This window comes from Streptomyces sp. NPDC048442 (assembly GCF_040651475.1).
Classification (GTDB): domain Bacteria; phylum Actinomycetota; class Actinomycetes; order Streptomycetales; family Streptomycetaceae; genus Streptomyces.
This window is the reverse complement of record NZ_JBEZKB010000010.1, coordinates 177931-198014: the sequence shown is the minus strand read 5'-3', so window position 1 is coordinate 198014 and position 20084 is coordinate 177931. Positions and strand designations below refer to the sequence as shown.

Annotated in this window: 21 protein-coding genes; 11 read left to right on the top strand and 10 right to left on the bottom strand. The window is 71.5% G+C overall.

Going from position 1 to position 20084, the window contains the following annotated elements; translation table 11 throughout:
• Positions 1–49 precede the first annotated feature (49 nt).
• Entirely contained in the window at positions 50–508 is a 459-nt protein-coding gene (locus AB0D18_RS17935; protein WP_362418727.1) for an ATP-binding protein, read from the bottom strand.
• A gap of 417 nt (positions 509–925) precedes the next feature.
• On the bottom strand, positions 926–1852 hold the full coding sequence (locus tag AB0D18_RS17930; protein ID WP_362418926.1) for a heavy metal transporter: 927 nt from the start codon (positions 1850–1852) through the stop codon (positions 926–928).
• 497 nt (positions 1853–2349) lie between these two features.
• On the opposite strand from AB0D18_RS17930, the gene dapE reads away from it, so the two are divergent.
• Positions 2350–3429 (top strand): succinyl-diaminopimelate desuccinylase, encoded by a 1080-nt coding sequence (gene dapE / locus AB0D18_RS17925; protein ID WP_362418725.1) that lies wholly within the window; start codon positions 2350–2352, stop codon positions 3427–3429.
• A 69-nt stretch (positions 3430–3498) separates the two neighbouring features.
• Positions 3499–4248 carry a TIGR00730 family Rossman fold protein gene (locus tag AB0D18_RS17920; RefSeq protein ID WP_362418722.1) on the top strand — a complete coding sequence of 250 codons (750 nt, stop codon included), beginning with the start codon at positions 3499–3501 and terminating at the stop codon, positions 4246–4248.
• 100 nt (positions 4249–4348) lie between these two features.
• Here AB0D18_RS17920 and folP read toward each other — a convergent pair whose 3' ends face one another.
• Positions 4349–5209 (bottom strand): dihydropteroate synthase, encoded by an 861-nt coding sequence (gene folP / locus AB0D18_RS17915; RefSeq protein ID WP_362418923.1) that lies wholly within the window; start codon positions 5207–5209, stop codon positions 4349–4351.
• A 194-nt stretch (positions 5210–5403) separates the two neighbouring features.
• Here folP and AB0D18_RS17910 point away from each other — a divergent pair, with 194 nt between their 5' ends.
• Together AB0D18_RS17910 and AB0D18_RS17905 are read left to right on the top strand one after the other, a co-directional pair.
• Entirely contained in the window at positions 5404–5862 is a 459-nt protein-coding gene (locus AB0D18_RS17910; protein ID WP_362418719.1) for a DivIVA domain-containing protein, read from the top strand.
• Positions 5859–6452, top strand: a complete 594-nt coding sequence (locus AB0D18_RS17905) for a DNA-3-methyladenine glycosylase I (RefSeq protein WP_362418716.1) — start codon at positions 5859–5861, stop codon at positions 6450–6452. The genes AB0D18_RS17910 and AB0D18_RS17905 overlap by 4 nt, the downstream gene beginning before the upstream one ends.
• Positions 6453–6513: 61 nt before the next feature.
• Here the strand turns inward: AB0D18_RS17905 and AB0D18_RS17900 are convergent, their stop codons facing one another.
• Complete coding sequence (locus tag AB0D18_RS17900) at positions 6514–7314, bottom strand: enoyl-CoA hydratase-related protein (protein ID WP_362418713.1); 801 nt, start codon at positions 7312–7314, stop codon at positions 6514–6516.
• 301 nt (positions 7315–7615) lie between these two features.
• Between AB0D18_RS17900 and AB0D18_RS17895 the strand changes: the two genes are divergently transcribed.
• Positions 7616–7783, top strand: a complete 168-nt coding sequence (locus AB0D18_RS17895) for a DUF3117 domain-containing protein (RefSeq protein ID WP_003966491.1) — start codon at positions 7616–7618, stop codon at positions 7781–7783.
• 176 nt (positions 7784–7959) lie between these two features.
• On the opposite strand, the gene AB0D18_RS17890 is transcribed toward AB0D18_RS17895, so the two are convergent.
• Positions 7960–8625: an O-methyltransferase gene (locus AB0D18_RS17890; protein ID WP_362418710.1), complete on the bottom strand. Its 666-nt coding sequence runs from the start codon at positions 8623–8625 to the stop codon at positions 7960–7962.
• Positions 8626–8777: 152 nt separating this feature from the next.
• On the opposite strand from AB0D18_RS17890, the gene sigE reads away from it, so the two are divergent.
• The 5 genes from sigE (at position 8778) to AB0D18_RS17865 (ending at position 14272) form a co-directional block, all read left to right on the top strand.
• Entirely contained in the window at positions 8778–9560 is a 783-nt protein-coding gene (sigE, locus tag AB0D18_RS17885) for an RNA polymerase sigma factor SigE (protein WP_362418707.1), read from the top strand.
• A complete protein-coding gene (locus tag AB0D18_RS17880) occupies positions 9557–10618 on the top strand; it encodes a zf-HC2 domain-containing protein (protein WP_362418704.1) in 1062 nt (353 codons plus the stop codon). The genes sigE and AB0D18_RS17880 overlap by 4 nt, the downstream gene beginning before the upstream one ends.
• 159 nt (positions 10619–10777) lie before the next feature.
• On the top strand, positions 10778–12610 hold the full coding sequence (locus AB0D18_RS17875; protein WP_362418702.1) for a trypsin-like peptidase domain-containing protein: 1833 nt from the start codon (positions 10778–10780) through the stop codon (positions 12608–12610).
• 151 nt (positions 12611–12761) lie between these two features.
• On the top strand, positions 12762–13253 hold the full coding sequence (locus AB0D18_RS17870; RefSeq protein ID WP_362418699.1) for a sec-independent translocase: 492 nt from the start codon (positions 12762–12764) through the stop codon (positions 13251–13253).
• 338 nt (positions 13254–13591) lie between these two features.
• The gene (locus tag AB0D18_RS17865) at positions 13592–14272 is read left to right on the top strand and encodes a hypothetical protein (RefSeq protein ID WP_362418696.1); all 681 of its coding nucleotides are present in this window, start codon (positions 13592–13594) and stop codon (positions 14270–14272) included.
• 95 nt (positions 14273–14367) lie between these two features.
• Here the strand turns inward: AB0D18_RS17865 and AB0D18_RS17860 are convergent, their stop codons facing one another.
• The 3 genes from AB0D18_RS17860 to AB0D18_RS17850 are packed head-to-tail and all read right to left on the bottom strand — an operon-like array spanning position 14368 to position 17394.
• On the bottom strand, positions 14368–15501 hold the full coding sequence (locus tag AB0D18_RS17860; RefSeq protein ID WP_362418693.1) for an Mrp/NBP35 family ATP-binding protein: 1134 nt from the start codon (positions 15499–15501) through the stop codon (positions 14368–14370).
• Positions 15502–15545: 44 nt separating this feature from the next.
• On the bottom strand, positions 15546–16133 hold the full coding sequence (locus tag AB0D18_RS17855) for a DUF1003 domain-containing protein (RefSeq protein WP_362418690.1): 588 nt from the start codon (positions 16131–16133) through the stop codon (positions 15546–15548).
• Positions 16123–17394: a CBS domain-containing protein gene (locus AB0D18_RS17850; protein WP_362418687.1), complete on the bottom strand. Its 1272-nt coding sequence runs from the start codon at positions 17392–17394 to the stop codon at positions 16123–16125. The genes AB0D18_RS17855 and AB0D18_RS17850 overlap by 11 nt, the downstream gene beginning before the upstream one ends.
• Before the next feature lie 208 nt (positions 17395–17602).
• Here AB0D18_RS17850 and AB0D18_RS17845 point away from each other — a divergent pair, with 208 nt between their 5' ends.
• The gene (locus tag AB0D18_RS17845; protein ID WP_362418684.1) at positions 17603–18370 is read left to right on the top strand and encodes a hypothetical protein; all 768 of its coding nucleotides are present in this window, start codon (positions 17603–17605) and stop codon (positions 18368–18370) included.
• Here the strand turns inward: AB0D18_RS17845 and AB0D18_RS17840 are convergent.
• Together AB0D18_RS17840 and AB0D18_RS17835 are read right to left on the bottom strand one after the other, a co-directional pair.
• Positions 18367–18891, bottom strand: a complete 525-nt coding sequence (locus AB0D18_RS17840) for a hypothetical protein (protein ID WP_362418681.1) — start codon at positions 18889–18891, stop codon at positions 18367–18369. The genes AB0D18_RS17845 and AB0D18_RS17840 overlap by 4 nt on opposite strands.
• 20 nt (positions 18892–18911) lie before the next feature.
• A complete protein-coding gene (locus tag AB0D18_RS17835) occupies positions 18912–20027 on the bottom strand; it encodes a magnesium and cobalt transport protein CorA (RefSeq protein ID WP_362418678.1) in 1116 nt (371 codons plus the stop codon).
• Between the last annotated feature and the right edge of the window lie 57 nt (positions 20028–20084).

Below are 20084 nucleotides of genomic sequence, written 5' to 3'. Positions count from 1 at the left end.
CCGGGAGCACATGCTCCCGGGGCCCCTGCGCATACGTGGTGCGGGTCGGCTAGCCGATCGGCAGACCGCCGAGGCTGCCGGCGCCGGGCAGGCCACCGCCGGTCGGGAGGCTGTCGGTGGGCAGGCCGCTGGTGGGCAGGCCACCTTCGGTGGCGGACTTGGCGGTGCCGCCGAGGACCTCACCGGCGCTGCCCGCGACGTCACCGGCGGCCTTCTGGGCGGCGGGGGTGGCGGTCTTGCCGGCCTTGCCAACGGTCTTGCCGGCGGCCGGGACGGCCTTCTTGACGGCAGTGCTGCCGGTGTCGCCCGCCGTGTTGGAAGCCTTCTGCGACGCACCGTCGACGGTCTCACCGAGACCGGCGCCGTCCAGTGCGGTCAGGCCACCGAGGTTCGGGGCCGCGGGAAGGTCGGCCGCACTGGCGGCACCGGCCGCACCGACCACGGAAACCGCGCCTGCGGCGCCGAGCAGGGCGGCACGGGCAATCCGACGAGCCAGGGGGAGGGACATGGTGCTCCTTAGCGGAAGAAGACGTTGCTGAGACGCTGTCTGTCCAGCGATCGGACGCCATGACAACCGCTCGGAGGGCGGGGGAGGTTGCGGTGCGACAAGGTAAAGAGTTCGCAATGCAACGCATAATCCTTTGAGGATAAAAACGGGCAAACAAGTAGCATCGGGAAGCCGGTCGAATACCTCGCTTCCCTTGATTCCCAAGGGAATTGAACGGTGTCGGCCGAGGTGGGAGCGGTCGTCGCCGCGCGACCGCCCGAAGGGGCCGGACATCCCCCTTCGGGGGACCCGGTGGACGGGTGACCGACCGGTTTTCGAGCGGTGATCTGCTCTTGACCCGGGAGTGATCCGCCCGTTATCGGCCAGTTGTCCGGTGGGAGCCCGATGAGTGTCCGGTGCGCGCCCTTTGAATTGGCTCTACGGAGCGGTGCTGATCCGGACCTCGGAGGCGCTCGCGGCGGCGGACTTCGCAGGGGCGGGTTGCCAGCCCTTCGCCGCCTGCCCGGTGTTCCACTCCTGGCCCGCGTACGTGATGCGGGTGATGCGGAGTTCGGCGGAGTGCGCCATCGCCCAGTGCGCCAGCTGCCAGCCCCGCTGCTGGGCGGGGTCGGCGAAGGTGTCGAAGCCACCGGCCCCGAGGTCGCTCCTCCCCGCCCCCGGGACGGGCACCACGACGGTCCGCGCATCGCTGGAGCCGCCCGTGGGGGAACCCGCCGCCCGGGTCCGCGCGAGGACGCCCGCACCGAAGGCGCCGGTCAGGCCCACCCGTACCTTCGCCGGATCGCCCTGCTTGCCGTCGTCGCCGCCCCTGCGCGCCTCACACGAAAGAGACGCGGGCGTACGGCCGGTGAGCGCCGACGCGAGCAGCGCCGCGTCCGGCTCGTGCTTCGCGTACGCCTGCGGGAAACCGCTCTTCTGCACCCGCTGCGCGGCCACCGTCAGCGGCAGCCGCGAATAGCCCGGGACCTCGGTGAGGTGCTGGTAGAAGCGGGCTGCCGAGTACGCGGGGTCGAGGATCTGCTCACCGGTGCCCCAGCCCTGCGAAGGACGCTGCTGGAACAGACCGAGCGAATCGCGGTCGCCGTGCCGGATGTTGCGCAGCGCGGACTCCTGGAGGGCGGTCGCCAGGGCGATGGTGACCGCACGCTCCGGCATGCCCCGCGACGTACCGACGGAGGAAATGGTCGCGGCGTTGACGGCCTGCTCGGCGGTCAGCTCGAATCTGGCGCCGCTCCCCTGCGTACCGTCGCCGCCGCGCACCGTGCAACGGGTGGAGGCCTGGCCGCCGGCGAAGTACTGCACCGCCACATATCCGGCCAGCGCGAGCAGTACGACGGCGCCGATGACGAGGCGGAGGGTACGACCGTGGAGGGAGGAGAGAAGGGGGAGCTGGGACACAGGGCCAAGGTACTTGAGCCCCACCCACCAGCCCGCCCACCCGGCCTCCCGCCGCCGGCCTCCTCCCGCCGGACCCGCCTGCCGGATCCGCCTGCCTGGTCTCCCTGCCGATCTCCGCACCCGGTCCGCCCTGCCGGTCTCCGTACTCGGTCCGCCTGCCCGGTCTCTCCACCCGGTCCGCCCGCCCGGTCTCCCCCCGCCGGCCTCCCTGCCGGATCCGCCTGCCTGGTCTCCCTGCCGGTCTCCGTACCCGGTCCGCCCGCCCGGTCTCCCCCGCCGGCCTCCCCCCGGCGGTCTCCCTGCCGGATCCGCCTGCCTGGTCTCCCGTCCGGTTTCCGCACCCGGTCCGCCACCCGGCCTCCCCACCCCGGTCTCACCACCCGGCCTCCCCACCCCGGTCTCCCCGCCCGGCCTGCCCACCTGGGCGCATTAGGGTCGGACGCATGAACGACGCACCGCTCGACCTCAGCCTCGATGCCGCAGCCCTCACCGCCTGGCTCGTCGACTTCCGTTCCGAGAGTGGCAACGAGAAGCCGCTTGCCGACGCCATCGAGGAGGCGCTGCGGACCCTCCCGCACCTCACCGTCGACCGCCACGGCAACAACGTCGTCGCCCGTACGAACCTGGGCCGCTCCGAGCGCGTGATCCTCGCCGGGCACATCGACACCGTCCCGATCGCCGACAACGTCCCCTCGCGCCTCGACGAGAACGGCGTCCTGTGGGGCTGCGGCACCACCGACATGAAGTCCGGCGTCGCGGTGCAGCTGCGCATCGCCGCCACCGTCACCGAGTCCAACCGCGACCTCACCTTCGTCTTCTACGACAACGAGGAGGTCGCCGCCCACCTCAACGGACTCCGGCACGTCGCCGAGGCCCACCCCGACTGGCTGGAGGGCGACTTCGCGGTCCTCCTCGAAGGCACGTACGCCGAGGTCGAGGGCGGCTGCCAGGGCACCCTGCGCGTCCACCTCCGTACGACCGGCGAGCGCGCCCACTCCGCGCGCAGCTGGATGGGCTCCAACGCGATCCACAAGACGGCCCCGATCCTGGCCGCGCTCGCCGCGTACGAACCCCGTCGTCCGGTCATCGACGGCCTGGAGTTCCGCGAGGGGCTCAACGCGGTGCGCATCGAGGGCGGCGTCGCCAACAACGTCATCCCGGACGCCGCCCAGGTGACGGTCAACTTCCGCTACGCGCCCGACCGTTCGGAGGCCGAAGCGATCGCACACGTCCGCGAGGTATTCGCCGACTGCGACATCGCGGAGTTCGTCATCGACGACCACTCCGGCGCGGCCATGCCGGGTCTGTCGCACCCGGCCGCGGCCACCTTCATGGCGGCCGTCGGCGGCATCGCCAAGCCGAAGTTCGGCTGGACGGACGTCGCCCGCTTCAGCGCGCTCGGCGTCCCGGCGGTCAACTACGGCCCCGGCGACCCGCTGTTCGCCCACAAGCGCGACGAGCACGTCGAGGTGGACAAGATCCACCACACGGAGGAACGACTCCGTGCCTGGCTGACAGCCTGAATTTCACCGTTCGTCACTTCATGGGACCTACTCTGACCGGACAACGTACGGCAGCGAAGGGAGCACGGCATGACGCATCCTGAAGAGGGACGGACGCCCGAAGAGCAGCGGCTCGGTCCGGTCCTGCGCCGCCGGGAACAGATCCAGCCCGGCACCACCGACCAGCGTCTGCTGGACACGGAGGGCGACTCGGAGTGGGTGCACACCGACCCGTGGCGGGTCATGCGCATCCAGTCGGAGTTCGTGGAGGGCTTCGGCGCGCTGGCCGAACTCCCCAGCGCGATCAGCGTGTTCGGCTCGGCGCGCACACCGGCCGGCTCGCCGGACTACGACGCGGGCGTACGGATCGGACGCGCGCTCGTCGAGGCGGGCTTCGCGGTGATCACGGGCGGCGGCCCCGGCGCGATGGAGGCCGCGAACAAGGGTGCCCGGGAGGCCAACGGCGTCTCCGTCGGCCTCGGCATCGAGCTGCCCTTCGAGCAGGGGCTCAACCCGCACGTCGACATCGGGGTCAACTTCCGCTACTTCTTCGTCCGCAAGACGATGTTCGTGAAGTACGCGGAAGGCTTCGTGGTCCTCCCCGGCGGCTTCGGCACCCTCGACGAACTCTTCGAGGCGCTGACCCTGGTCCAGACCCAGAAAGTGACCCGCTTCCCGATCGTCCTCTTCGGTACGGAGTACTGGGGCGGCCTGGTGGACTGGCTCCGCAACACGGTCATCGCCCAGGGCAAGGCCTCGGAACGGGACCTCCTCCTCTTCCACGTCACGGACGACGTGGAGGAAGCGGTGGCCCTGGTAACCAAGGAAACGGGCAAGTAGGAGCCGGGGGGCGTCGTGTGGGTGCGTCGTGGCTGGTCGCGCAGTTCCCCGCGTCCCTGAACGCCGCCCCCTCCGCCCGCCCTCGCCGCCGCCCCGCCCCCTAAGCCAGCCCCCGCCTCGCCACCGCCGGCGCCCGCCGCCCCGCGATCGACGCCACCATGTCCAGCACCTGCCGCGTCTCCGCCACCTCATGCACCCGGTACACCTGCGCCCCCAGCCACGCCGAAACCGCCGTCGTCGCCAGCGTCCCGATCACCCGTTCCTTGACCGGCCGGTCCAGCGTCTCCCCGACGAAGTCCTTGTTGGACAAGGAGACCAAGACCGGCCACCCCGTCGCCGCCATCTCCCCGAGCCGCCGCGTCGCCTCCAGACTGTGCCGCGTGTTCTTCCCGAAGTCGTGGCCCGGGTCGATCATGACCGCGTCCCGCCGCACCCCGAGCGCGACGGCCCGCTCGGCCAGTCCCACCGTGACGTCGAGGATGTCCGCCATGACGTCCTCGTACTCGATCCGGTGCGGCCGGGTACGCGGCTGCGCACCCCCCGCGTGCGTACACACCAGCCCCACGTCGTACCGCGCCGCGACCTCCGCCAGCAACGGATCGACCCCGCCCCACGCGTCGTTGAGCAGGTCCGCGCCCACCTCGCAGACCGCTTCGCCGACCTCGTGCCGCCAGGTGTCCACGCTGATGACGACGTCCGGGTGCCTGCGCCGCACCTCGGCCACGAAGCCGACCGTGCGCCGTGCCTCCTCCTCGGCCGTCACCTCCTCGCCGGGGCCGGCCTTGACCCCGCCGATGTCGATGATGGCAGCACCCTCCGACACCGCCTGCTCCACGCGGGCCAGCGCGGGCTCGTCGCGGAAGGTCGCCCCCTGGTCGTAGAAGGAGTCCGGGGTGCGGTTCACGATCGCCATGATCACCGGCTCGTGCGTCTCGAAAACGCGCCGTCCCAGCCGCAGCATCTGCAGATTCCTCCTCGTCACGGACCCCCGACGACCTCGACAGGCCGTCTGCGACCCTACGCCGTGGTCGACGACAGCGAGCAGGCTCCCGCCGCTCGCTGATCCGCTCTCCATCGTCGACCACGTCGTTGACTGTCACACCCGCATGGCACGATCAGGGCCGGAAGGTTTCCGTAGGCCCCGGGGAGACGCTGGTGTTCTGGTTCTTGCTCTTGGCGATGGTCGTGGTCGTGGCGGCCGTGACGCTCGCAGTCGTCGGCGGCGGTGACGAGGGTCCTCTTCCGGAGGCCGGGCCCGACCACCTGGTGGACCCGCTGCCGCTGACCCGTCCGATCGGCCGCGCGGACATCGAGGCGCTGCGGCTGCCGCTGGCGCCCCGGGGGTACCGGATGGCGGACGTCGACGACGTCCTGGGCCGCGTCGGCGCCGAACTGGCCGAGCGGGACGCCCGTATCGCCGAGCTGGAAGCGGCCCTCGCGGGCGCCCAGGCGACGACGGTCGGCGGCCCGGACCTCTTCATGAAGCCGGCCGGGCCCACCCCGGCCGGGGACCCCGCGCCCGCCCCGGAGGACGCACCCGCGCCCGCCCCGGCGGCCGAGCGGGCGCCCGAGGCCGGCACCCGCCCCTCCGCCCCCGGGGAGCCGCAGTCGTGACCGCCGCCACCGGCTCCTCGCCCGGCCCCGACGGGGCCCTCCGCTGCCCCTGGGGGCTCGCCACCGAGGACTACACCGCGTACCACGACACGGAGTGGGGCCGTCCGGTCCACGGCGACGACGCGCTGTACGAGCGGCTGTGCCTGGAGGCGTTCCAGTCGGGGCTGTCCTGGCTGACGATCCTGCGCCGCCGCGAGGGCTTCCGCACCGCCTTCGCCGGCTTCGCGATCGACCGGGTCGCGGGCTTCACCGACGCCGACGCGGCCCGCCTCCTCGCCGACCCCGGCATCATCCGCAACCGCGCCAAGATCGAGGCCACCCTGGCCAACGCACGGGTCCTCAGCCAGTGGGACGAGGGCGAACTGGACCGTCTCGTCTGGTCGTACGCCCCGGACCCCGCGGACCGCCCGGCGCCCCGCAAGCTCGCGGACGTACCCGCGGTGACCCCGGAGTCGACGGCCCTCGCCAAGGACCTCAAGAAGCGCGGCATCCGCTTCATCGGCCCCACCACCGCGTACGCCCTGATGCAGGCCTGCGGACTGGTCGACGACCACCTCGTGGACTGCGTCGCCCGGGGCGGCCGCACGTAACCGCGGATCCGGGAACTGCCGCAGGTAGAGATCCGGGCCCTGCCGCAGGGAGAGAACTGGCTCAGCGGCCCAAGTACTTCGGCTTCGCCTTGTCGATGAACGCCTGCACCGCGATCGCGTGGTCCTCCGACGCGCCCGCCAGGGTCTGCAGTCGGTCCTCCTTCTCCAGCGTCTCGGCCAGGCTGTGGTCGGATCCGTACGCCAGGGACGCCTTCAGCGCGGAGTACGCCACCGTCGGACCCTCCGCGAGTGCCCGCGCCACGGCCGTGGCCTCGGCGGCCAGCGCGGCGGGCGGTACGACCCGGTTGACCATGCCCAGTTCCAGGGCCTCCTGCGCGGAGACCGAGCGGGGGAAGAGCAGCAGGTCGGCGGCCCGGCCGTGGCCGATCAGCCGCGGCAGCGTCCAGGACACGCCCGAGTCGGCGGTGAGGGCGACCCCGGCGAAGGACGTGGTGAAGGTGGCGGAGTCCGCGACGATCCGGTAGTCGGCGGCGAGCGCGAAACCGAGGCCCGCCCCCGCGGCGACCCCGTTGACCCCGGCGACGACCGGCTTCGGCATCTCGGTCAGCGCCCGCAGGATCGGGTTGTAGTGCTCCCGCACGGTGCTCATCGTGTTGCCGGTGCCTGCGGCCCGGTCCGCGGTGAGCGAGGAGACATGCTCCTTGAGGTCCTGGCCGACGCAGAACGCCCGGCCCGTCGCCGTCAGCAGTACGGCCCGTACGCCCGAATCCGCCGCCGCTGCCTGCACCGCTTCCCGCAGCGCGACCTTGGCGTCGGTGTTCATCGCGTTCATGGCATCGGGACGGTTGATCGTGATCGTCGCGAGAGCGTCGGTCACCTCGTAGAGCACGGTGTCGGACATCGTCGGTCCCCTCCAGATGCGAAAAATGGGCATGCACAGGCCAGCATGGCGGAGATCGGGGACCCCGCGCATGTGACCTGCGTCAAACAAAAGGACGTCCGGAGGCGGTGCAGAGCGGCGAAGTATCGCAGCTGGATCGCCGAATTGAGTGGTTTTGGGGCTGCGCGTTGCGCAAGCGATGCCAACTGATGTTGGTCATTGGGTCCTGCCATGCGGGATAATGGCCTGGAAGCAGTGTGTTCGATGCCGGTGACACCTGGGTTGTCGGCTGCGTGAGCTGGTTTCAGGAAGGGGAACGAGCATGGCGGCCATGAAGCCGCGGACGGGCGACGGCCCGCTCGAGGTGACCAAGGAGGGGCGGGGCATCGTCATGCGCGTTCCGCTCGAAGGCGGCGGTCGACTTGTCGTCGAGCTGACTCCGGACGAGGCCGATGCACTCGGCGACGCCCTGAAGAAGGTCGTCGGCTAACGCCTGAAGGCGGATAGCGCTCTTAACTCTCCACTGCCCCGGCCACGCGCAAGCGTGAACCGGGGCAGTGGCGTTTTCCGCGCGGGTCGGCTTCGTACGAGCAGTGCGTACGGGAGGTGCGTACGGGAGGTGCGTCACGAGGGGCTCCGCACGGGCCGACTCCGTCCGCCGGGCGCTCAGCCCTTTCGCACCGCGCACAGCAGTCCGTCGCCCACCGGCAGCAGCGAGGACACCAGCTCCGTCGACTCCCGTACCGTGCGCAGCAGTTCGCGCAGGCGCAGCACCTCGGCGGGCTGGGCGGCGGAGTCGACGGTGCGGCCGTCCGCGAAGACTCCCTCGAAGCAGACCAGGCCGCCCGGTCGCAGCAGACGCAACGATTCAGCGAGGTAGTCCAGGGACTCCAGCCGGTCGCCGTCGCAGAAGACGAGGTCGTAGCCGCCGTCCGCGAGGCGGGGGAGTACGTCCAGGGCGCGGCCCGGAATGAAGCGGGCCCGGTTCCCCGCGAAGCCCGCCGAGCGGAACGCCTGACGGGCGAAGGTCTGCCGCTCGGGCTCCAGATCGACGGTGGTCAGCACGCCGTCCGGCCGCATGCCGTGCAGCAGGTATATGCCGGACACGCCCGTGCCCGTACCGATCTCGGCGACGGCTTTGGCGTCCGCCGCCCCGGCCAGCAGCCGCAGCGCGGCGCCGGTGCCCGGGGACACCGAGGGCACGCCCGCGTCCCGGGCCCGGTCACGGGCCCAGTGCAGAGTGTCGTCCTCGGCGACGTAGGCGTCGGCGAACGCCCAGCTCGTCTGCCGGTTGGCGGTAATGACCCTCTCCTGTCCCCGTAGTTGGCGCAACGGTGACTGTATCCGCTGACGTCGGGAACTCGCAGATGGGACCGGTCGTTGTGAAGGGACAGGGGGGACCGATGGATCACGGGGACCGGGGCCGGCAACGGGCCCAAAATTCACGCAAAGACTCTTATCCGGAGCTAACGGGCGAGGTGGTTATGGTAGGGGCTCCACTGGACACCACCAGAGCCGACAGGGGAGGTGCGGCTGCGGCCGGTGATCGGGGAGGAGTGCTCCGGCGCTTTCTCAGGTCTGCGGGCGAGCCGAAATCCGTGACCGACACCGCTGACCGTTCCACCTCCGCCACCACGGCGACCTTCGCTGACTTCTCGGACGCGGAGGACACGTGGACGCCTCCCACCTGGGAGGAGATCGTCAGCACGCACAGTACCCGCGTCTACCGCCTGGCGTACCGCCTGACGGGCAATCAGCACGACGCCGAGGACCTGACCCAGGAAGTTTTCGTCCGGGTCTTCCGCTCGCTGTCGACGTACACGCCCGGCACCTTCGAGGGCTGGCTGCACCGGATCACGACCAACCTCTTCCTGGACATGGTGCGCCGCAAGCAGCGCATCCGTTTCGACTCGCTCGGCGACGACGCGGCCGAGCGGCTGCCCAGCCGCGACCCGTCGCCCCAGCAGGCGTTCCAGGACACCCACTTCGACGCGGACGTCCAGCAGGCGCTGGACACCCTCGCGCCCGAGTTCCGTGCCGCCGTCGTGCTGTGCGACATCGAGGGCCTTTCGTACGAGGAGATCGCCGCCACGCTCGGCGTCAAGCTCGGGACCGTGCGCAGCCGCATCCACCGCGGCCGTTCGCACCTGCGCAAGGCGCTGAAGCACCGTTCCCCCCAGGCCCGCGCCGAGCAGCGCGCGATGGCTTCGGTGGGCGCGGGCGTGCCGATCGTTCCCACAGCGGCCGGAGAGGGCGGACTCGGGTGAGCGGATCACGACCCACCCCGGCGGAACAGCACCTCGGGGACCGGCTCGCCGCCCTGGTGGACGGCGAACTGGGCCACGACTCGCGCGAGCGCGTCCTGGCCCATTTGGCTACCTGCGCCAAGTGCAAGGCCGAGGCCGACGCCCAGCGCAGGCTCAAGGACGTCTTCGCGCACTCCGCGCCCCCCGGCCCCTCCGAGGGGTTCCTGGCACGCCTCCAGGGCCTGCCCGGGGGCAGTGCCGACGGGGACGGGCCGGGTGACGGCGAGCCACCGGGCCGCAGAAGATTCGGGGAGGGTTCCTTCGGGGCCTTCCGGGCCGGCGACGACCTGAGGTTCGGCGGCCGGATCGGGTACGAGCCGGGCGGAGCCCACCCGGGAGTGCTTCCCGACGCCTCCCGTGACCCGGGCTTCCGGATCCATGAGGTCGGCCGGCCGGAGACCGAGCGCACGGGTGCGCGCAGGCCGCGCAGGTTCGCCTTCGCCGCGGCGAGCGCCGTCTCACTGGCCGCGATCGCCCTGGGCGGGGCCCTCCCGGCGGAGACGACGAACAACCCCACGGCCAGGGGCGAGCGGGCGGGCGGGCTCGTCCCGACCAGGGCCGCGACCCCGGCGGGCGGTACGGACAGCAGCCGCCGGCAGGGCGGCGCCGGCAGCGTCGGCACGGGCACGACCGCTCCGAGCGGCGGTACGACCAGGCTCTCCGCCGCCACCGACCGCGCGGGCACGGCCTCCGCACCGCCCGTTCCGTACAGCACGGGACTGACGGAGTATCCACTCGCACTCGCACTCGCCCAGAGACGGGGGCAGGAACAGAGGCACGGGCAGGGGCATGGGCATGGGCAGGGGTACGGACAGGGGCAGGGCTGGGGCCGGATCCCGGGCCCGGGGCACGGGCGGCAGGACAGCTCGCGGGTCTTCCCGGCGTCCCTGCTGGACAGTTCGGACGCGTCCCCGCTGATAGCCCCGGTGCCGACGGCACCGCCCACGTCGAATCCACCGGCCTCCGACCGGCCGGCCGCACCGTCCGCGTCCGAACTCTCGGTTTCCCGCGCCCGCTGACCCGTACTCCGCGTCCCGTACTCTGCGCGAGCACTCGCAAACCTGGTTGAATCCAGGGAAGGGGTGCCCGCCAGTGGGCGCGGAAACGGGTCGCGTTCCGGATCTCTGTGCGGGTTTCTGTGCGGATTCGGTACGGGCCAGGGCAGTTGCGGGGAGAGCATGGACGAGGGCAAGCCCGCCGGACCGCGGGCGAAGTGGTGGAGCCGTCCTGCATCGGGGAGGCCGGGGGCCGTAACGGACCCGGCCCCGGCCGAACCTGCGGACGCACCGGCAGTGGCAGAAACCGAGACAGAGACAGAGACAGGTACGGCCGCAGCGCGTGTGACGGACCCCGCGGCCGAGCCGCACGACGCGGTGCCGGGGACCCTTCGGGGCGCCGAGACGTCCGACCCCCGTAGCGGGCCGCCCGTTCCGGCGGGCGGGACGGGCGGTTCTCCTACCGAGGACGGGACGGGTGGTCCTCGTACCGACGTGCCCTGCCCTTCCGCCGACGCACCCGGCCAGGGGCGTCCGCAGCCCCTGCACGACCCCGACCCGTACGGCACACCGCCCTACGGCGGGCCCGGTCCGTGGGCGCCCGCGCCGCCGGTGCAGATGCCGACTCCGGCCCAGGGCACGCACGTACCACCGCAGTTCGGTGCACCGCAGCCACCGGCCCCACCGGCCCCACCGCAGCAGCCGCAGCTGCCGGCCCAGCCGCACCTTCAGCCCCTGCCCCAGGTACAGCCCCTGCCGCACGCTCCGCAGGGGCAGCCGCCGCAGCCCCACCCTTCGCAGGGGCAGCAGCAGTACCCGCCCTCGCAGTGGCTGCAGTACGACCCCTGGAGCGCGGCCCCGCAGCAGCCGCTGGTGTACCCGGACGCGGCGCCGCAGAAGAAGCGGCGGCGCGGCGGTCTGTTCGTCGGCGCGCTGGTGATCGCACTGCTGGCCGGGGGAGTCGGCGGCGGCGTCGGCGCGTACATCGAGCGGAACAACGGGATCACCGGCGGCTCCGTCCGGCTCCCGCAGGCCGACAAGGCCCCCCGGGACCGCGCCCCCGACACCGTCGCGGGCATCGCCGCCAGCGCCCTGCCCAGCGTCGTCACCTTCCACGTCAGCGGCAAAAGCGCCAAGGGCACCGGCACCGGGTTCGTCCTCGACGACAAGGGCCACATCCTCACCAACAACCACGTGGTGGAACCGGCAGGCACCTCCGGCACCATCTCCCTCACCTTCAGCAGCGGCGAGACGGCCAGGGCCACGCTCGTCGGCAAGGACAGCGGGTACGACCTCGCCGTCGTGAAGGTCGTCGGCGTCTCCGGCATGAAGCCGCTGCCGCTCGGCAACTCCGACAACGTCCGGGTCGGCGACCCGGTGGTGGCGATCGGCGCCCCCTTCGACCTCCAGAACACCGTGACGGCCGGCATCATCAGCGCCAAGCAGCGGCCCATCACCGCGGGCGGCGAGAAGGGCGACGGCAGCGACATCAGTTACGTGGACGCGCTGCAGACCGACGCCCCGATCAACCCGGGCAACTCCGGCGGCCCCCTGGTCGACCAGCAGGCCCACGTCATCGGCATCAACAGCGCCATCCGCGGCCCCGACAGCGGCTCCGGGCTCGACGGCGGCCAGGGCGGCAGCATCGGCCTCGGCTTCGCGATCCCCATCAACCAGGCCAAGCGCGTCGCGGAGGAGCTGATCAACACCGGGAAGGCCACCCACCCCGTGATCGGCGTCTCGCTCGACATGAAGTTCACGGGCGACGGCGCGCAGGTCGGCGCCAAGGGCACGGACAGCACCCCGGCGGTCACCCCCGGCGGCCCCGGCGCCAAGGCCGGTATCAAGCCGGGCGACGTCATCACCAGGATCAACGGCGAGCGGGTGCACAGCGGTGAGGAGCTGATCGTCAAGATCCGCTCGCGCCGTCCGGGTGAGCTGCTGGAGCTGACCCTGCGGCGCGCCGGCAAGGAGCAGAAGGTGACCCTCAAGCTCGGTACGGCCGGGGACTCCTGACCGGGCCGGCGTACCCCGGCGTTACGGGTCGGCCCGCCCGGGTGACGGCGGGACGTCTCACGGACGGCAGATGGCTGTCACCTGAAGGTACCGTCCGGACAGCTGGGGCGGGTACCGTGGAACGAGCCCGGAGAATCCAAGGAGCTGCAAGGTGTTCACTGACATAGGCGGACTTGAGCTGCTGACGCTCGCGGTCCTCGCGGTGCTCGTCTTCGGCCCGGACAAACTGCCGAAGCTGATCCAGGACGCCACGCGCTTCATCCGCAAGGTCCGTGAGTTCTCGGACAGTGCGAAGAATGACATCCGCAGCGAGCTGGGCCCGGAGTTCAAGGACTTCGAGTTCGAGGACCTCAACCCGAAGAACTTCGTCCGCAAGCAGTTGGCGGAACACGGTGGGGACGATCTCGGGCTCAAGGAGATCCGGGAGAGCTTCGACCTGCGAAGTGAGCTCAACGAGGTCACGGACGTGGTGAACGGGCGGGCCCGGCCTGCGGCCCGTACGCCTTCGGACGCTCCGGAGTCCACGGGGGCCGGCACGGGGGCCCGTGCGAATCTCAGCAAGGACGACGCGTCTGTGCCGGCGCCGGCGCCGGCGAACCTCCGTAAGGAGGAGCGGCCCGCGTTTGATCCTGACGCGACCTGAGGGTGTGCGGGCGGGGCCAGGCTTTCAGGGGCGCGGGGAACTGCGCGACCAGCCACGACGCGCCCGCACAACGACCACCGGCCCCACTAGCCCCGGGGGCCCCGCTGCCCAAGGGGGCTTGGACGGGCGGGGCCAGGCTTTTAGGGGCGCGGGGAACTGCGCGACCAGCCACGACGCGCCCGCACGACGACCACCGGCCCCACTGCCCAAGGGGGCTGCGGGGGCGTCATGAGGCTTGCTCGGGCGGGTGTTGGCTATCCTCCATCTGTCCGGCTTGCAGGACGCCCGAGGGGGGCGGGCCGCGCCGGGCGCTGACGATCGAGGAGGCGGCCGGGCAGATGGAGACGACGAGTCGGGTAGGGGCGCAAGGGAATTCCGGTGCGCCCGGTGGGTCCACCGCGGAAGGGGTGCCGGCAGCCCGGCGTACGGTCGACGGCTATCTGCGCGCCCCGTTCCCCTGGTACGGACTGGACGAGGCCTTCACTGGGCCGCGCTGGCTGATGCAGGTCGGCACGGCCGCCGACGGCACCGTGCAGCACGGTGCGATGGGCCACGGCGACGAGCCGACGATACGAGCCGGCGCGGGCGACGACGGCACGGACAAGGAGCGCTTCGCGGTCGTCGTGACCGTCGCCGCCTCCCCGGTGCGCCGCAGCGGCGACGGCACGGGCACGCTGGAGGCCACCTCGGTGTCCTCCGCCGCCTGGCTGGCCGGTTCCGGGCTGCTGTCGCAGACCTGGCCCGCGCAGCTCGACCACTCGATGCGGGACAACTGGCTGGACCAGCAGACCGAGGTGTCCTTCGAGCTGGCCGACGACCTGGACGGCCCCGACTGGTCGGCGCTCTCGCTGCCGGTCGACGGCGTGCCGACCCCGTTCCACTACCGCGAGTCCGAGTACGGCTGGGTGCTCGCCGGATCCACCACGGCGGGTGTGCACCTGGGGGCGTACGGGCGCGGCATGAGCGCGTACGGCCTGGGCTTCTCGGTGGTCAAGGACGTCACCACGTACGACGCGTAAGCAGGCGCGACATTGAAGTCGACATGAAGTAAGTCGACATGAAGTAAGGGGCGGCCTCCGGGAGGCCGCCCCTTACTTCATACGCTCTCGGAACCTCAGAACTTGTTGCGCGGCGTGATTCCCAGCGACATCCCGGACAGCCCGCGCGCCCGGCCGCCCAGCTTCCCGGCGATCGCCCGCAGCGCGGACCCGGCGGGGGACTCGGGGTCGGTCAGCACGACGGGACGCCCGTCGTCGCCGCCCTCCCGCAGCCGTACGTCGATGGGGATGGTGCCCAGGACCGGCACGGTCGCGCCGGTCGTCTTGGTGAGTCCCTCGGCGACGCGCTCGCCGCCGCCCGAACCGAAGACGTCGACGATCTCGTCGCAGTGCGGGCACGGCATGCCCGACATGTTCTCGACGACGCCGACGATCTTCTGGTGCGTCTGCACGGCGATGGAGCCGGCCCGCTCGGCGACCTCGGCGGCGGCCTGCTGCGGGGTGGTGACGACGAGGATCTCGGCGTTCGGGACCAGCTGTGCGACCGAGATCGCGATGTCGCCCGTGCCTGGCGGCAGGTCCAGGAGGAGGACGTCCAGGTCGCCCCAGTACACGTCCGCGAGGAACTGCTGGAGCGCGCGGTGCAGCATCGGGCCGCGCCACACGACAGGGGCGTTGCCCGGCGTGAACATGCCGATGGAGATGACCTTCACGCCGTGCGCCGACGGCGGCATGATCATGTTCTCGACCTGGGTGGGCTTGCCCGCCACGCCCAGCATGCGGGGCACGCTGTGGCCGTAGATGTCCGCGTCGACGACGCCGACCTTCAGGCCGTCCGCCGCCATCGCCGCGGCCAGGTTCACCGTCACCGAGGACTTGCCGACGCCGCCCTTGCCGGACGCCACCGCGTACACCCTGGTCAGCGAGCCCGGCTGGGCGAAGGGGACCTCGCGCTCGGCCGTGCCGCCGCGCAGGGCGCCCGCGAGCTCCTTGCGCTGCTCGTCGCTCATCACGTCGAGCTCGACGGTGACGTGGGTGACGCCCTCGACGCGCTCGACCGCCTCGCGCACGTTGTTGGTGATCGTTTCCCGCATCGGGCAGCCGGAGACGGTCAGATAGACCGCGACGGCAACTGTGCCGTCCGCCCCGATCTCAACCGATTTGACCATTCCGAGCTCTGTGATCGGTCGGTGGATCTCGGGGTCGTTCACCGTCGCCAGTGCTTCGCGCACCGCGTCTTCCGTAGCCATACTTCCGATACTACGGCGGCACGGCGGGCGACCGGGAAGGGCGGTCAACGGTCGGCTTCGTCACTCCCGTTCGAGGGCTCCGGCGGGAATACGGCCCGCCGGTCCTCCAACTCCTTGACCAGGTCCTGGAGTTCGGAGCGGATCCAGTCGCGGGTGGCGACCTCGCCGAGGCCCATCCGCAGCGCCGCGATCTCTCGTGTGAGGTATTCGGTGTCGGCGATGGAGCGTTCGTTCTGCTTGCGGTCCTGCTCGTGGGTGACCCGGTCCCGGTCGTCCTGCCGGTTCTGCGCGAGCAGGATCAGCGGGGCGGCGTACGAGGCCTGGAGCGAGAGCGCCAAGGTCAGGAAGATGAAGGGGAATTCGTCGAAGCGCAGCGACTTGGGCGCGAAGATGTTCCACAGCACCCAGAGGATGATCACCGCGGTCATCCAGACGATGAACCGCCCCGTCCCCAGGAATCGGGCGATTTTCTCCGAAAACCGTCCGAAGGCCTCCGGATCCCACTCGGGCAGCAGGCGCCCCCGGGGCGCCTTCGGCTGATCCAGACGCACGCGTGAGGAGCGCGTCACCGTGCTCGCGCCGCCCGCGGACCGCGCGCGCTCCTTGCCCTCACCACCCCGCTCAGTGGCCACCGACGACACCCCCCGGATTGAATTCGGTCTCCCGCCAGTCGTCCGGCAGCAGGTGGTCCAGTACGTCGTCGACGGTCACGGCACCGAGCAGCGACCCGCCCTCGTCCACCACGGGCGCCGCGACCATGTTGTACGCGGCGAGATAGCTGGTCACGGCGGGCAGCGAGGTGCCGGGCGACAGCGGCGGCAGATCGGACTCCACGACCGAACTGACCAGGGTGCCCGGCGGTTCCCGCAGCAGCCGCTGGAAGTGCACCGTGCCCAGGTACTTGCCGGTCGGCGTCTCGTCCGGCGGCCGGCACACGTACACCTGCGCCGCCAGCGCGGGGGAGAGGTCCTGCTGCCGCACCCGGGCGAGCGCGTCGGCGACCGTCGCGTCCGGCCGCAGCACGATCGGCTCGGTCGTCATCAGACCGCCGGCCGTCCGCTCCTCGTACGACAGGAGCCGCCGTACGTCCGCGGCGTCGTCGGGCCGCATCAGCATCAGCAGCCGCTCCTGGTCCTCCTCCGGCAGCTCGGACAGCAGGTCGGCGGCGTCGTCCGGGTCCATCGCCTCCAGGACGTCGGCGGCCCGCTCCTCCTTGAGCTTGCCGAGGATCTCGATCGAGTCGTCCTCGGGGAGCTCTTCGAGCACGTCCGCCAGGCGGTCGTCGTCGAGAGCGGTGGCCACCTCGGCGCGGCGCTTGGGGGTCAGGTGGTGCAGGGCGTTGGCGAGGTCGGTGGGCCGCAGCCGCTCGTACGCGGCGATCAGGTTCTCGGCGCCCTGCCCGTGCTCCTCCAGCGAGAACCCGGTGACGGCCGACCACTCGACGGTCAGGGTCTCCCCCTTCCTGCGCAGCGCGCCGGCCTTCCCCTTCCGTACGAAGACCTTGTCGATCTCCCAGTCGCGGCGGGCCGGGAGCTGCGCGATGGCCACGTCGAGGACGGTGACCTCCTCGTCGCCGTCCACCAGCCGCACCCGCCGGTCGAGCAGCTCGCCGAGCACGAGGCGCTCGGTGGGGCGCTGCTCGAAGCGGCGCATGTTCACGACGCCGGTGGTGATGACCTGGCCGGACTCCACGCCCGTCACCCGGGTCATCGGCAGGAAGATCCGCCGCCGGCTGACCACCTCGACGACCAGGCCGAGCAGCCGTGGGGGCCGGCCGCCGACCCGCATCATGGCGACGAGGTCGCGGACCCGCCCGACCTGGTCCCCGTTCGGGTCGAAGACGGGCACGCCCGTCAGGTGCGAGACGAAGACGCGGGGCGCCCCTGCTGCCATCCCGACTGCCTCCTTCTCGTGGTGCTGACCCGGGGGAAAAGCTTGTCTGTAAATAGGCCGGATACCGGCTTCAGGCTAGCCCGTGGAGATCAACGACGCTCCGCCGGTCCGTCCGTACGGCTCTCTGTCTTCCCACGTCGGGTACCCGGGTACGCTGCCCTCTGCCGACCGGACACCCCGGACCCCCGTAGGAGAGGCAGTGCCGACCGTGACCGCATTCCCCCGGGCCGCCCGAGCACGCAGGGCCGTACTCGCCGGAGCGGTGTGCGCCGGTCTCGCGGCCGGTCTCACGGGGTGCGGCGAGGACCCGGACGAGGGGACGAACGGGGTCGGAAAGCTGTCCGCCGCCGAGATCGAGGGCAAGGCGCGCACGACCGCGAAGGCCGCCACCGCGGTACGCCTCACCGGCACCTTCGTCAGCCGGGGCGGCACGTACAAGCTGAACATGCGCCTCAAGAAGGACGGCGGCGCGGGCTCCGTCACCACCAAGGACTCCACCTTCGAGCTGCTGCGCATCGCGGACGAGCTCTTCATGAAGGCGGGCGCGGACTTCTGGCGGCACGACGCCACCAAGCCGGGCGCCCGATTCGAGCAGCAGGACGCGGACGCCGCCGACAAGCTGGAGGACAAGTACGTCAAGGTGCCCAAGGGCGACCCCGCGTACGACCAGTTCCGCGGCTTCACTGACAAGGACGTCCTCCTCGACGGTCTGCTCGGGCTCAACGGCACGCTCGGCAAGGGCGACCGCGAGAAGATCGCCGGCCTGCGCACCATCAAGGTGGTCGGCGGCGAGGACGGGCAGGGCGGCGCCCTCGACGTCTCCCTGGAGAAGAAGCCCTACCCGCTGCGACTGGCCCGTGCGGGTGGCGCGGGCGTGGTCCAACTGGCCGACTGGGACAAGGACTTCCCCCTGACCCCGCCGCCGAAGGACCTGACCGTGGACTACGGCCGGAAGCTGCCGAGGACGAGCGACTAGCGCTTCTTCCTGCGGCGGAAGAGGAGCTTGGGGAGCGCGGCCGGGACCGGCTGCCGGGTGGTCGCCCACGTCGGCAGCGGCGCCGCGGCGAGGGAGTCCTCGGGGAGCGCGCCGATGCCGCCCTGCGGGGTCAGCCGCAGTACCCGGCACTCGCGGGCCCACCGGTCGGTCATCTGCTCGGCGTCGGGGGCGTTCAGCCGCTTGCCCTTGAGCTCGGCGACGGCGGCGTCCCACTCCTCGGTCCCTGCGGTCAGCTCCCGTACGGCGGCGGTCCAGGCGACGAGCAGGCCGCCCTTGTCCTTGCTGCGTACGGTGACCTGCGCGGCGGACCCGTCGGCGAGACCGGGGAACGGCTGTTCACCCGGGCCGTCGCCGACGAGGTGCACGGCGCCGTCGAGCCAGACGTGCCAGAGGGCGCGGGCGGGTCCTGTGCCCCGCACCCAGATGAGGCCGGACTTCTTGGTGGCCTCCTCGACGAGGGCCCGGTCGAGGAGCGAGTCGAGGAGCGGGGTCTGCGACATGGGGGCCAGCCTACTGAGTGCTACAGCCAGCCGTTCCGCTTGAGCAGCCGGTGGATGGCCAGGCAGACCAGTGCGATGCCTCCGAGGACGATCCCGTAGCCGTACTTCCAGTGCGTCTCGGGCATGTAGTCGAAGTTCATGCCGTAGACGCCGCAGATCATCGTCGGTACGGCGACGATCGCCGCCCACGACGTGATCTTGCGCATGTCCTCGTTCTGCGCGACCGTCGCCTGCGCCAGGTTCGCCTGGAGGATGGAGTTGAGGAGCTCGTCGAAGCCGACGACCTCCTCGTGGACGCGGGCCAGATGGTCCGCGACGTCGCGGAAGTACTTCTGGATGTCGGGGTCGATCAGCCGCATCGGCCGCTCGCTGAGCTGCTGCATGGGCCGCAGGAGAGGGGCAACCGCGCGCTTGAACTCCAGCACCTCGCGCTTGAGCTGGTAGATCCGGCCCGCGTCGACACCCCGCGGGCTGCCCTTCGTGGGGGCCGAGAACACATCGATCTCCACCTCGTCGATGTCGTCCTGGACGGCGGACGCGACCGCGATGTACCCGTCGACGACATGGTCGGCGATGGAGTGCAGCACGGCGGACGGGCCCTTGGCGAGGAGCTCCGGGTCGTCCTGGAGCCGGTGGCGCAGCGTCCGCAGCGACCCTTTGCCGCCGTGCCGGACAGTGATCACGAAGTCCCGGCCGGTGAAGCACATGACCTCGCCGGTCTCCACGACCTCGCTGGTCGAGGTCAGTTCGGCGTGGTCCACGTAGTGGATCGTCTTGAAGACGGTGAAGAGGGTGTCGTCGTAGCGCTCCAGCTTCGGCCGCTGATGGGCATGCACCGCGTCCTCGACGGCGAGCGGGTGCAGCCCGAACTCGGCCGCGATACCGGCGAATTCGGCCTCGGTCGGCTCGTGCAGGCCGATCCACGCGAAGCCGCCGGACTCCCGTACGCGGACCATCGCCTCGTGCGGGGTGGCGCACTCCTTCATACGGCGGCCGTCGCGGTAGACCGCGCAGTCGACGACCGCGCTGGAGGCGGAGTGGTCGCGGGTGGCGTCGTAGTTGGTGTAGACGGTCGGGCTGTTCTTGCCGCGCAGGGACGGGCGTACGACTGCGCGCAGGTCACGAATCATCGACATGGCGGGCTCCTTCACGGAGAAGCCGTCGGCGGGGCGCGTGGCACTGCCCGGAATGGA

What these genes read in the sequence shown, in the direction of transcription:
- AB0D18_RS17935 (WP_362418727.1), bottom strand. Translation starts at nt 508, where the DNA reads ATGTCCCTCCCCCTGGCTCGTCGGATTGCCCGTGCCGCCCTGCTCGGC.
- dapE (WP_362418725.1), top strand. Translation starts at nt 2,350, where the DNA reads ATGAACGACGCACCGCTCGACCTCAGCCTCGATGCCGCAGCCCTCACC.
- AB0D18_RS17920 (WP_362418722.1), top strand. Translation starts at nt 3,499, where the DNA reads ATGACGCATCCTGAAGAGGGACGGACGCCCGAAGAGCAGCGGCTCGGT.
- folP (WP_362418923.1), bottom strand. Translation starts at nt 5,209, where the DNA reads ATGCTGCGGCTGGGACGGCGCGTTTTCGAGACGCACGAGCCGGTGATC.
- AB0D18_RS17900 (WP_362418713.1), bottom strand. Translation starts at nt 7,314, where the DNA reads ATGTCCGACACCGTGCTCTACGAGGTGACCGACGCTCTCGCGACGATC.
- AB0D18_RS17895 (WP_003966491.1), top strand. Translation starts at nt 7,616, where the DNA reads ATGGCGGCCATGAAGCCGCGGACGGGCGACGGCCCGCTCGAGGTGACC.
- sigE (WP_362418707.1), top strand. Translation starts at nt 8,778, where the DNA reads ATGGTAGGGGCTCCACTGGACACCACCAGAGCCGACAGGGGAGGTGCG.
- AB0D18_RS17875 (WP_362418702.1), top strand. Translation starts at nt 10,778, where the DNA reads ATGGACGAGGGCAAGCCCGCCGGACCGCGGGCGAAGTGGTGGAGCCGT.
- AB0D18_RS17865 (WP_362418696.1), top strand. Translation starts at nt 13,592, where the DNA reads ATGGAGACGACGAGTCGGGTAGGGGCGCAAGGGAATTCCGGTGCGCCC.
- AB0D18_RS17860 (WP_362418693.1), bottom strand. Translation starts at nt 15,501, where the DNA reads ATGGCTACGGAAGACGCGGTGCGCGAAGCACTGGCGACGGTGAACGAC.
- AB0D18_RS17850 (WP_362418687.1), bottom strand. Translation starts at nt 17,394, where the DNA reads ATGGCAGCAGGGGCGCCCCGCGTCTTCGTCTCGCACCTGACGGGCGTG.
- AB0D18_RS17840 (WP_362418681.1), bottom strand. Translation starts at nt 18,891, where the DNA reads ATGTCGCAGACCCCGCTCCTCGACTCGCTCCTCGACCGGGCCCTCGTC.
- AB0D18_RS17835 (WP_362418678.1), bottom strand. Translation starts at nt 20,027, where the DNA reads ATGTCGATGATTCGTGACCTGCGCGCAGTCGTACGCCCGTCCCTGCGC.